This is a genomic window from Modicisalibacter coralii, assembly GCF_004117855.1.
GTDB lineage: Bacteria > Pseudomonadota > Gammaproteobacteria > Pseudomonadales > Halomonadaceae > Modicisalibacter > Modicisalibacter coralii.
Map to the genome: position 1 here is coordinate 1 of NZ_QWBW01000014.1, position 12,249 is coordinate 12,249.

Sequence of the window (12,249 nt, forward strand, 5' to 3'; positions counted from 1 at the left end):
GCGTATTCACGATTTCGGCGGCGGGCTCGACCCGTTCCTGATGCTCGACGAGCTGGGCTCCGACCAGCCGGACGACTACATCGGCGGCTTTCCGCCGCACCCGCATCGCGGCATCGAGACCTTGACCTATGTTATCCACGGCGGGCTCACTCATGAGGATCACCTCGGTCATCGCAGCACCATCGGCGCCGGCGACGCCCAGTGGATGCACACCGGACACGGCATCATCCATTCGGAGATGCCCTTGACCGACAGCCAGGGGCTGCACGCCTTTCAGCTGTGGATCAACCTGCCGGCGCGCGACAAGCTGAGCCCGGCGACCTACCGTGACATCCGTCACGCCCAGATGCCGCGCCTAGAGACGCAAGGCGCCGCCCTGATGGCCCTGGGCGGCGACTGGAGGACGTCCTCACAGCGAATCAGCGGCCCGCTGGACGCCCTGGCCGGGGAGTCGGGCATCGCCCATGTCGCCCTCGAGCCCGGCGCCTCGCTGACCCTCGAGACGGCCGCTCCCACGCTGCTGGTCTACGTCTTCGAGGGCGAGATGCAGGTGGCGGACAGCCCCATCGGCAGCCAGCGTCTGGCGCGGTTGAGCGGCGGCGACACGCTGACCCTGGACAGCCGCCACGGCGGCCAGGCGCTGCTGCTGGCCGGCCACCCCCATCACGAGCCGATCGCGCACTACGGGCCCTTCGTGATGAATCATCGCGAGGAGCTCGACCAGGCGCTTCGCGACTATCGGGATGGCACATTCGCCGAAAAGGCGCATTGACGAACGGCGTTCGTCTTGTACAGTAAGGGCAAAGGGATTTGCCGCAACCCATCAGTCACAGGGAGTGACAATGAGTAACCTCATGTAGCCGTTGGTGGTCAGTTTAATACCCTGTATGGCCATACAGGGTAGGCATGCCGTAGGGCATGGGTTAAGGTGCATTCGGTTTCTGTCAATCGTCATGCACCCGAGCCCTTTTTATATGTTGCGAATCCTTCATTCGCTGCCCCGCACGCACAAGTTGCTGCTTATTCCCGTTGCCACCATGGTCACCGTGCTGGGCACGCACAAGATTCTTGCCGCATTCGATGACACCGGAAATACCGAGGCCTCCCGTCAAGTCAATCTGGCCGTCGGCATCCCCGCGTCGAGTGACACTTCTGATTCCGTGAACAGCGTGGCGACGGTTTCCGCCACCGAAACGCCACCGATCGCCGCGCTGCAGCCGGCCGCAGCGAATTCCCCCGACGACGAGATCCCGCTGGCCGACCTGGCCCCCCAGGGCATCGTCGACATCGATTTCATCCAGCAGGCACATGCCGCCCAGTTGTCACCGGCAGCCGACCCGCTACCGCTGCAGCCGGCCGGCAGTTCCGACGTGGCCCGGGCCGATACCATCGCCTCCCCGGCGTCCATCGGCAACGACGTGCTGCAAGTCGCCCTGCAACTGGCCCGCAGCACACCCACCGACATGGACGGCAGTGACCAGGACGTCTTCTCCTCCGACCCGCTGGTGCTGGACGATGGCGATGTGGACCTGGCCAACGAGCTGGCCGCCAAGGAAGTCTTCGTTCCCCAGTGGGAAACCTACACCGTCCAGCCCGGCGATACCTTTGCGGTGATGGCCCAGCGCACCTTCGGCCTGGGCTACAGCGAGGTCATCGGCCTGCTCGACGAGCTGCCCGACAAGCAGGTCCTGACGCGCTGGCGGGTCGGCGACAACCTCGACTTCAAGCTCGACGAGAACGGCCACCTGCTGGCCCTGCGCGTGATGAAGAACGCCCGCGAGGGCTACCTGATCGAGCGTGACGGCGGCGACGCGCCGTTCGACGTCGCCACCGTCGAGAAGGCCACCGAAGCCACCCAGCGGCTGTTCGCCGGTACCGTGAGCGGCAGCTTCGCCGGCTCCGCGGAGGCCACCGGGCTGTCGAACGGCGACGTCGCCGATCTGACCAATCTGCTGGCCAAGAAGATCAACTTCCGCCGCGACGCCCGTCGCGGCGATCATTTCCAGGTACTGGTCGAATCCGACATGGTCGACGGCCAGGCCATGGACTCGCGCATCCTCGCCGCCCATTACGAGGGCCAGCGTACCGACCTCACGGTGGTCCGCAACGACGACGACGATCGTTTCTATACCCCGGACGGCCACAGCCTCGACCCGGCCTTCGACCGCTACCCCTTCAACGGGCATTATCGGATCAGTTCCTCCTTCAACCTGCGTCGCGTCAACCCGGTGACCGGGCGCGTCTCGCCCCACTACGGCACCGACTTCGCCATGCCCCGGGGCACGCCCGTGCGCGCGCCGGCCGACGGCCGCGTGGTCAAGGCCGCCTATCAGCGCGGCGGCGCCGGCAACTACCTGGTGATTCGTCAGGACAACGGCTACAAGACCCGCTACATGCACCTCTCCAAGACCCTGGTCAAGGAGGGGCAGCGCGTCCACATGGGCGAGAAGATCGCCCTGTCGGGCAACACCGGGCGCAGTACCGGGCCCCACCTGCACTACGAGATCATCGTCAACAATCGCCCGGTGGATGCCATGCGCGTCAAGCTGCCCGAGAGCAAGAACCTGTCCGGCAAGGCGCTCGCGGCGTTCAAGAAGCAGTCCAAGGAGCTGCTGGCCAAGCTCGAGGATCGCGAGAACGGCCAGCTGGCGAAGGTATCCCCGTCGAAGCAACGCCCCGACGATATCTAACCCCACGCTTCGGGATGACCAGCACGACGAGGCCCCGCCATGGCGGGGCCTCGTCGTCTCTGCCGCTACGCCCCCCTGCAATCAGGCGGTGAACACCTCACCGTCGATGAAGCGGTCCGCCGCCATGGCGATATCGCCACGACTGCCCGGGAGCGTCCAGGGCCCGGCGTGAGCGCCCTCGCCACCCGGTTTGACATCGCTGAGCGGGCACGACAACTCCAGTTCATCCGCCGCCTGGCGGTACAGGTCGGGACGCACACAGCGCGCGAGGGCTGCCTCCAGATCGAGCGACGCGTCCAGGTGACCCCAGCGCTGCATCTGAGCGGCATACCAGCGGGTCTGCGAGCGCCATGGAAAGTTGGCGGCGTGGCGGTGAAAGAGCGTCATGCCCGACGACGAGGCCGTCTGCGTCGGCAGTCGCAAGCCCTCCTCGACCACCAGCGGCGAGACGTCCAGATAACCGCCCATGCACAGCCGTCGCGCGGCCCGCTCGCGGTGCGCCGGCGTATCATCGAGCCAGGCACAGGCCGCGAGCAGGGCCCGCAGCAGAGCGCGATGCGTCGCCGGGTAGCGGTCGGCCCAGGCCTCCCGCACACCGAGCACCTTCTCCGGACTGGCACCCCAGATGGCGAAGCTGTCGCACAGCACCACCCCCGAGCCGCGACTGACCGCCAGGCGGTTCCAGGGCTCGCCGACGCAGTAGCCGTCCAGGCGGCCCGCCTCGAGTTGACTGACCATCTGGGGCGGCGGTACCACCCGCAGATCGAGATCGCGATCGGGGTCGATGCCGCCGGCGGCCAGCCAGTAGCGCAGCAGATAGCGATGCGACGAGAACGGGTAGACGTTGGCGAAGCGCAACGGTGCCTCGCCGGCCCGTTGGCGCGCCGCGACCACCCGCGCCAGGGCCCGGGCCTGTTCGAGTGGCACGTCGAGCCCGTGCGGCGCCACGTCGAGCAGGCGCGCATGGAGTTCGGGCGAGACGGTAATGGCGTTGCCACCGAGGTTGAGCGTCAACGCCGAGAGCACCGGGGTCGGCCGGCCATCCAGCCCCAGCGTGGACGCCAGCGGCATCAACGCCAGCATCTGGGCAGCGTCGAGCAGTCCCAGTTGCAGGCCGTCGCGCAGACTCGCCCAGGACGACTCGACGACGAGCGTCACCTCGAGCCCCTGCTCGGCGAAAAAGCCCTCCTCGAGTGCCACCACCAGCGGCGCGACATCGTTGAGCGGCAACATGCCCAGCGTGACTTGCCGCCGCTCGGGCGCAGTGAACGGGCCATCGGCCGGGATCGCGTTCATGCCTGTCTCCTATGATGATTGCCTGCCGGTCGCGGCGAGCAGTTCCCGGGCAAGTTCGTGAAGGGTCATGCGCCGGTTCATGGCCGTCTTGCGCAGATACTGGTAGGCGGCTTCCTCGCCGATGCCACGGGTTTCCATGATCAGACTCTTGGCCCGGTCGATCGTCCGCCGCTGAGTCAGGGTTTCCTGGGTACGGCTCAATTCGCCCTTGAGCGCGCGATGCGACTCGAAGCTGGCGATCGCCACGTTGACCATCGAGCGCACCAGCGCCGGCATCACGCTGTCGACGACATAGGCGCTGACCCCGGCCCGGGCGGCCTGTTGGGTGAGTTCCGGCGTTTCTTCCTCGGCCAGCATGATCATCGGCTTGGGATAGCGCTTGCCGAGCTGGCCCAGGTGCTCGAGGGTATCGCGCCCGGGCAGTGCCGCGTCGACGATCACCGCGTCCGGCTGCGTGCGCGCCATGGTCGCATAGAGATCGTCCTGCTCGTCGACGATGGTCACCACCTCGAACCCTGCCTCGGCCAGCGCCCGATCGAGCTCCCGGGACCGCTCGGCCTTGGCATCCACGATCAGAATCCTGATTGTCATGCCCCCTTCCTCTGCTATGGATGCCTGCTTCCTCCGTCCATGCAGTAATCGCGCCAGCATGGCACCGCCCCAACGGGGCGTGTTATCGGCGCCGGGATCTCCTCCGGGTGCATCGTTCGGGTGCACGTCCAGGCCCAGGTGCCCCAAAGCGGCGCTCCGCGACACCGGCGAGGGCCGCCTCAGATGACCCAAGCGCTTGAAATATCGCACCTCGCATCGATTGGCACGGCTTCTGCATCGGGGCTTGGCAGACTGACGTGGACCAGGCTTGCCTCGCGAGTACGAGTGCGTCGAACCCGGACCTTCAACGGCGAAGGCCCACGACTCCGTGTTCGAAACCACTCGATGAGGACTGTCCCATGGACATTCGCAACAAGGCCAACAGGATCCGCCTGTTCAGTCTCAAGACCCCGCAAATGCGCGCCTTCCACCTCTCCTGGTTCGCCTTCCACATCTGCTTCTTCGGCTGGTTCGGCATCGCCCCGCTGATGGCGGTGGTGCGCGACGATCTCGGCCTGACCAAGACCCAGATCGGCAATACCATCATCGCCTCGGTGGCGATCACCGTCATCGTGCGCCTGGCGATCGGCGTACTCTGCGACAAGATCGGCCCGCGCAAGGCCTACACCTGGCTGCTGTGCCTGGGCTCGCTGCCGGTGATGCTGATCGGTCTCGCCGACAGCTTCGAGAGCTTCTTCCTTGCCCGCCTGGCGATCGGCGCGATCGGCGCCTCGTTCGTGATCACCCAGTACCACACCTCGGTGATGTTCGGCCCCAACGTGGTGGGCACCGCCAACGCCACCACCGCCGGCTGGGGCAACCTGGGCGGGGGCACGACCCAGATCGTCATGCCACTGATCTTCGCCGCGGTGATGATGCTGGGCGTCGAGGAGACCCTGGGCTGGCGCCTGGCGATGGTCGTGCCGGGCATCGTGCTGTTCCTGACCGGCATCGCTTACTACCACTTCACCCAGGACGCCCCGGACGGCAACTTCAGCGAGCTGCGTGAACGCGGCGAACTGCCGCGCAGCGAACGCGAATACAGCATGCGCAGCACCTTCGGCGCCGCCGCCAGGGATGTCCGAGTCTGGGCCCTGTTCGTGGTCTACGCGGCCTGCTTCGGGGTCGAACTGACCATCAACAACATCGCCGCCATCTACTTCTTCGACAATTTCGAACTCGACCTGGCCACCGCCGGCCTGATCGCCGGCCTGTTCGGCCTGATGAACCTGTTCGCGCGGACGCTGGGCGGGGTGTTCTCGGATCTGTTCGCCCGCAATGGCGGCCTCAAGGGACGCGTGCGCTGGCTGTTCATCGCGATGTTCTTCGAAGGCATCGCGCTGATGGGCTTCGCCCAGATGGAGACCCTCGCCGTGGCCATCGGCATCATGCTGGTGTTCAGCCTCTTCACCCAGATGGCCGAAGGTGCCACCTTCGGGGTCGTGCCCTTCATCAACAAGAAGGCGCTGGGAGCGGTGGCCGGCATCGTCGGTGCGGGCGGCAACGCCGGGGCGGTGGCCGCCGGCTTCCTGTTCCGCGCCGAGACGCTGACCTACCAGCAGGGCCTGCTCTACCTGGGCATGGCGGTGATGGTTGCCGCCTTCTTCACCTTCCTGGTGCGCTTCTCACCGCAGGTGCTGGCCGAGGAAGACGCGGCCTACCGCGCGGCCGCCGACGGCGAGGCCGCCCCCGGCGCGTTGTCACTGCGCTGAATTCCCGATCCTGCCACGCCGGCCCGCTACGCAACGCTGCTCCACCTGCAGGCGGCGGGCTATCGGTGACGCTGCGACGCCGACGCCCGGCACGTGACCTGGCGTCGGCGAATCGAGGTGGTCAAAAAGTACTAGACCTTTGATGCATTTACAGATTTCTCCTCATCTCGCCCAATCGAAAGCACGGCGCACGGTTTCCGGCTTCCCGCCATGCTCGGCCGCGCCGCCGTCATAAAACGATAAAACGCGATTCGCGACGCAGGAGTAGTCCTTCAATGAACAGAATCTGGATCAAAACCCTGGCATCCTGCGGGGCGCTGAGTGCCGCACTACTCGCCTCGCCCGCCCTTGCCAAGAACGTCAGCGCTTGTCTGATCACCAAGACGGATACCAACCCCTACTTCGTGACCATGAAGAAGGGCGCCGAACAGACGGCGAAAAAACTGGGAGTCGATCTGACAACCTATGCCGGCACATACGACGGCGACAACCAGAGCCAGGTCGCCGCCATCGCATCCTGCATCGACGAGGGCGTCGACGGCATTCTGATCACCCCGTCCGATACCAAGGCGATCTTTCCGTCGATCGGCAAAGCGCGTCAGGCCGGGATCATGGTCATCGCGCTCGATACCAAGCTGCAACCGGCCAGCGCGGCCGATGCGACCTTCGCCACCGACAACGTCCAGGCCGGCAAGCTGATCGGCGAATGGGCCAGGAAACGCGTGGACGACGAGAAAGCCCGTATCGCCTTTCTGGATCTGGCCGTCAGCCAGCCGTCGGTGGGCGTGCAGCGCGACCAGGGCTTCATGCAGGGCTTCGGCATCGACGTCAAGGACCCGAACAAATGGGGTGACGAAACCGATCCGCGCATCGTCGGCCACGACGTGAGCTACGGCGCCGAGGATCGCGGGCGCAAGGCCATGGAAAACCTGCTGAAGAAGGACTCGAGCATCAATCTGGTCTATACCATCAACGAACCCGCCGCCGCCGGGGCCTATCAGGCACTCGAGGCGGCCGGCCTGGAGGATCAGGCCACCATCGTGTCCATCGATGGCGGTTGCCCGGGCGTGAAGAACGTTCAGGAAGGCGTCATCGGCGCCACGGCGCAGCAGTACCCGCTGCTCATGGCCTCGAAGGGCATCGAAGCGGTCAAGACCTATGTCGAGACCGGCGAGAAACCCCAGAACAGTCCAGGGCTGGACTTCATCAACACCGGCGTCAACCTGGTCACCGACCACCCCGTCGAGGGCGTCGACTCCATCAGTATCGAGGAGGGTCTCGAACGCTGCTGGGGCTGAACGCCTCGCTCGGACAGAGGATTTTCCCGCCCCTGTCCCGGGAACAGACGCCCGTCACATGCGCCGTCACGGATATCGACCGTAACCCGCAAGGCAACGCCCGGCTCAGTGCCGGGCGTTGGCGCTTTTACACATCGAAGAGGTCAGGGCTTGGCCTTCTCGGCCACCGCCGGCGGCTCGGCGACGACCGGCCCGGCCAGCCATTGGCTGGCAACGTAGTAGACCACTGCGCCCAGCGCCGAGCCGGTGAACCAGCCGTAGTCGTAGAACCAGGTCCAGGCCCCGGTGGCCAGCGAGAACACCGTCAGCGCCACCGGCACCAGAAAGGCGATGAATCCGGCCGGATTGTAGGCCGGGTACGCCGCGCCGTCCTTGTAGAGGCTGGCGACGTCGAGCCACTGACGCTTGATCAGGAAATAGTCCACCGCCATGATCCCGGCGATCGGCCCCAGCAGGCTCGAATAGCCCAGCAGCCAGTTGGAATAGAGGCTCTCCAGGGTCACCCCGGAATCGATCAGCCCGGCCTTCTGCAGCAGGTCGTAGCCCATCAGCAGCACGCCGACCAGGCCGGTCAGCAAGGTGCCGCGGGTCTGGTTGATCAGCTTGGGAGCAATGTTCTGGAAGTCGTTGGTCGGCGAGACGATGTTCGCCGCGGTATTGGTCGACAGCGTGGCGACGATGATCAGTACCATGGCGATGACCACCCACACGGGGCTGTCGATGTGGCCGATCAGGCTGACCGGGTCGGAGACCGTCTCGCCGACCAGCGAGGCCGAGGCCGCGGTCATCACCACCCCCAGGGCGGCGAAGAAGAACATGGTCAGCGGCAGGCCGATGATCTGACCCACGATCTGGTCCTTCTGGCTCTTGGCGAAGCGGCTGAAGTCGGGAATGTTCAGCGACAGCGTGGCCCAGAAGCCGACCATGGCGGTCAGCCCGGCGAAGAAGTAGCCGAACACCGAGGCCCCCTCCGGGCGTGACGGCGGCTGGCTCATCAGCTCGTCGATCGAGACGTGGGGCATCGCCCACACCATCAGCCCGATCCCCACCGCCAGCAGCAAGGGCGCGGCCAGCGTCTCCAGCCACTTGATCGACTCCGCGCCGCGAATCACCACGTAGAGGTTCATCGCCCCGAACAGGAAGAAGCCGATCACCTCGCCGACGCCGTCCAGCGCCCGCCAGGGCGGAAAGATCGCCGACAGCAGCAGGTGGATGGCCAGGCCACCGAACATGGTCTGGATGCCGAACCAGCCACAGCCCACCAGGGCACGGATCAGACACGGCACGTTGGAGCCGCGAATGCCGAACGACGAGCGCAGCACCACCGGGAACGGAATCCCGAACTTGGTCCCCGGAAAGGCGTTGAGGGTCAGTGGCACCAGCACCACGATGTTGGCCAGCAGGATGGTGAGCAGTGCCTCGCCGACGCTGAGACCGAAATAGGCGGTGAGCACGCCGCCCAGGGTGTAGGTGGGCACGCAGATCGCCATGCCCACCCACAGCGCGGCGACGTTCCATCGCGACCAGGTGCGTTCCTCGAGGCGGGTCGGCGCGATGTCCTCATTGAAGCGGGAGCTGTCGCGGACGTCTTCGCCGACCTCGAGTTCGACGAGTTCGCCGCGCCGCACGGCACGTGATGTCGCTTCGGTCATTGTTGTTGTCTCCTCGTATGGCTATCCAGTCTCCCCGACGGGGCTGGCATTCGCTTCGCAAGAAACGTGCCCGAATGGCGCGCCGGGTCGATACATTGTTGTCGTTTTCCGCATCGCCACGGGTCATCGGCGACACAAGTCATTGTTTTTTCGAACTTCAAAAACCTGCCTCGAGTGTCAGGTTTAAACCCCGCCGCCCCGACAGATCCGTTGCGGAGAAGCCAGGACAGGTATCGAAACACCCTGACACTCTAGTCAATTTCCAAAGTAGTGCACAATCCGCGCAGCCCGATGCTCAACCGGCGCTCAATACAATCTTAAGATACTGATTAACAAGAATAATATAGAAAACACAGAATCTAGTGCATGGCATCACCAAACTGGTGAAAGCGCGCCCGAAGAACACTAAATAATTGTTTTTAAAAGCCTCTGAATATTTTTCAAAAAATCCTTGCTAGGCATCCTAAACAGCGACTAGCTTCATTCTTATCCTGTCTATGCTGTCAGGTTTCAGGCAGTCCAACAACAAGACACTCGCAACGAGGAACCGTGCATGCAAAAGGTAAAGATCGGCTTGATCCAGATGGCCCTGAAGACCGGCACCGACCTGGCGCCGGAAGCCATCCGTGACGCCATGAACGAGGCGCACCTGCCCTATATCGAGAAGGCCGCCGCCGCCGGCGTTCAGGTGCTCTGCTTCCAGGAGGTGTTCAACCAGCCCTACTTCTGCCCCAGCCAGGACAAGAAGTGGTATGCCGCCGCCGAGAAGGTGCCCGACGGCCCGACCTGCCGGATGATGCAGGAACTCGCCGCCAAGCACCGCATGGTGATCGTCGTGCCGATCTACGAAGAGACGGTGACCGGGATCTACTACAACACCGCCGCGGTCTTCGACGCCGACGGCAGTTATCTCGGCAAGTACCACAAGACGCACATTCCCCAGGTCGCCGGCTTCTGGGAGAAATACTTCTTCAAGCCCGGCAAGTCCGACTGGCCGGTGTTCGACACCGCCTACGGCAAGATCGGCGTCTACATCTGCTACGACCGTCACTTCCCCGAAGGCTGGCGGGCCCTGGCGCTCAACGGCGCCGAGATCATCTTCAACCCCTCGGCCACCGTGGCCGGCCTCTCGCAATATCTGTGGGAACTCGAACAGCCCGCCTCGGCGGCGGCCAACGGCTGCTTCATCGCCGCCATCAACCGGGTCGGCAGCGAGGCACCCTGGAACATCGGCGAGTTCTACGGCAGTTCCTACATCGCCAATCCGCGCGGTCAGATCGAGGCCCAGGCCAGCGACAAGGAAGACGAGCTGCTGATCCACGAGGTGGATCTGGCGATGGTCCGCGAGGTGCGCAACACCTGGCAGTTCTTCCGCGACCGCCGGCCGGAAACCTACGCGCGCCTCACCGACGGCGAATGACGAGGCCCGCCGGAAACGGGCTGCGTTCGCCACGCTTCCGGCGCCCCTCGTGCTGATCCCAACGGCCAAACAACTCCAAGAGGTTCCAAGATCATGGCGACCCTCCTGATCCGTGGCGGCACCGTCGTCACCCACGATGCCACCTACCGCGCCGACGTACTCTGCGTCGACGGCAAGATCGCCGCCGTCGGCCCCGACCTGGATGCTCCGGGCGACGCCGAGGTGATCGACGCCGGCGGCCAGTACGTGATGCCCGGCGGCATCGACCCGCATACCCACATGCAATTGCCGTTCATGGGCACGGTGGCCAGCGAGGACTTCTACACCGGCACCGCCGCGGGGCTGGCCGGCGGCACCACCTCGATCATCGACTTCGTGATTCCCAGCCCCGGCCAGCCGCTGATGGAGGCCTTCCAGACCTGGCGCGGCTGGGCCGAGAAGGCGGCCAGCGACTACGCCTTCCACGTCGCCATCACCTGGTGGGACGACAGCGTTCACGAGGACATGGGCACCCTGGTACGCGAGCACGGCGTCAACAGTTTCAAGCACTTCATGGCCTACAAGAACGCCATCATGGCCACCGACGACATCCTGGTGGCCAGCTTCACCCGCTGCCTGGAACTCGGCGCCGTGCCCACGGTGCACGCCGAGAACGGCGAGCTGGTCCATCACATGCAGCAGAAGCTGCTCGCCCAGGGGCTCACCGGCCCCGAGGCCCATCCGCTGTCGCGCCCGCCACAGGTCGAGGGCGAGGCCGCCAGCCGCGCGATCCGCATCGCCGGCACGCTGGGCGCACCGATCTACGTGGTGCACGTTTCCTGCAAGGACGCCCTCGACGAGATCACCTACGCGCGCCGCCAGGGCCAGCCGGTCTACGGCGAGGCGCTCGCCGGACACCTGCTGATCGATGACAGCGTCTATCGCAGCAAGGACTGGCTGCAATCCGCCGGCCACGTGATGAGCCCGCCCTTCCGCAGTCCCGAGCACCAGGCGGCACTCTGGACCGGCCTGCAGTCCGGCAACCTGCAGACCACCGCCACCGACCACTGCTGCTTCTGCGCCGATCAGAAGATGATGGGCAAGGACGACTTCACCAAGATCCCCAACGGCACCGCCGGCATCGAGGATCGCATGGCGGTACTCTGGGACGCCGGGGTGGGCGGCGGACGCATCTCGATGCAGGAGTTCGTCGCCGTCACCTCCACCAACACCGCCAAGATCTTCAACCTGTACCCGCGCAAGGGGGCGATCCAGGAAGGCGCCGACGCCGACCTGGTGGTCTGGGACCCCAACGGCACTCGCACCATCTCGGCCAAGACCCACCACCAGAACGTCGACTTCAACATCTTCGAGGGCAGGACGGTCACCGGCATCCCCCGCCATACCGTCAGCCAGGGCAAGTGGGTGTGGCGCGACGGCGACCTGCGCGCCGAGCGCGGCGCCGGCCGTTACCTCGAGCGCCCGGCCTATCCGGGTGTCTTCGACGTGCTCGAGAAGCGCGCCGAGCGCAACGCGCCCACGGCCGTGGAACGCTGAGTCGCCCGCTACGCCCCGTACGACCCATAACGAAAATGACAACAACCGGCCCGC

9 protein-coding genes are annotated in these 12,249 nt (G+C 65.3%); 6 read left to right on the forward strand and 3 right to left on the reverse strand.

Going from position 1 to position 12,249, the window contains the following annotated elements:
• Window positions 1-772, forward strand: a 772-nt coding sequence (locus tag D0901_RS08865) for a pirin family protein (protein ID WP_162500844.1), incomplete at its 5' end; no start/stop codon positions are given.
• A 202-nt stretch (window positions 773-974) separates the two neighbouring features.
• Window positions 975-2,690 carry a peptidoglycan DD-metalloendopeptidase family protein gene (locus tag D0901_RS08870; protein ID WP_129139948.1) on the forward strand — a complete coding sequence of 572 codons (1,716 nt, stop codon included), beginning with the start codon at window positions 975-977 and terminating at the stop codon, window positions 2,688-2,690.
• Window positions 2,691-2,771: 81 nt separating this feature from the next.
• Here the strand turns inward: D0901_RS08870 and D0901_RS08875 are convergent, their stop codons facing one another.
• Together D0901_RS08875 and D0901_RS08880 are read right to left on the reverse strand one after the other, a co-directional pair.
• Entirely contained in the window at window positions 2,772-3,986 is a 1,215-nt protein-coding gene (locus tag D0901_RS08875; RefSeq protein ID WP_129139949.1) for a CmpA/NrtA family ABC transporter substrate-binding protein, read from the reverse strand.
• A 9-nt stretch (window positions 3,987-3,995) separates the two neighbouring features.
• Window positions 3,996-4,577, reverse strand: coding sequence for an ANTAR domain-containing response regulator (locus D0901_RS08880; protein WP_129139950.1), 582 nt, complete (start codon window positions 4,575-4,577; stop codon window positions 3,996-3,998).
• A 359-nt stretch (window positions 4,578-4,936) separates the two neighbouring features.
• Between D0901_RS08880 and D0901_RS08885 the strand changes: the two genes are divergently transcribed.
• Together D0901_RS08885 and D0901_RS08890 are read left to right on the forward strand one after the other, a co-directional pair.
• Entirely contained in the window at window positions 4,937-6,289 is a 1,353-nt protein-coding gene (locus D0901_RS08885; RefSeq protein WP_129139951.1) for an MFS transporter, read from the forward strand.
• A 275-nt stretch (window positions 6,290-6,564) separates the two neighbouring features.
• On the forward strand, window positions 6,565-7,587 hold the full coding sequence (locus tag D0901_RS08890) for a sugar ABC transporter substrate-binding protein (RefSeq protein WP_129139952.1): 1,023 nt from the start codon (window positions 6,565-6,567) through the stop codon (window positions 7,585-7,587).
• A 143-nt stretch (window positions 7,588-7,730) separates the two neighbouring features.
• Here D0901_RS08890 and D0901_RS08895 read toward each other — a convergent pair whose 3' ends face one another.
• Window positions 7,731-9,239, reverse strand: a complete 1,509-nt coding sequence (locus D0901_RS08895) for an NCS1 family nucleobase:cation symporter-1 (protein ID WP_129139953.1) — start codon at window positions 9,237-9,239, stop codon at window positions 7,731-7,733.
• A gap of 553 nt (window positions 9,240-9,792) precedes the next feature.
• On the opposite strand from D0901_RS08895, the gene D0901_RS08900 reads away from it, so the two are divergent.
• Window positions 9,793-10,659 carry a nitrilase-related carbon-nitrogen hydrolase gene (locus D0901_RS08900; protein WP_129139954.1) on the forward strand — a complete coding sequence of 289 codons (867 nt, stop codon included), beginning with the start codon at window positions 9,793-9,795 and terminating at the stop codon, window positions 10,657-10,659.
• A 93-nt stretch (window positions 10,660-10,752) separates the two neighbouring features.
• Window positions 10,753-12,195 (forward strand): dihydropyrimidinase, encoded by a 1,443-nt coding sequence (gene hydA / locus D0901_RS08905; protein ID WP_129139955.1) that lies wholly within the window; start codon window positions 10,753-10,755, stop codon window positions 12,193-12,195.
• Window positions 12,196-12,249 lie beyond the last annotated feature (54 nt).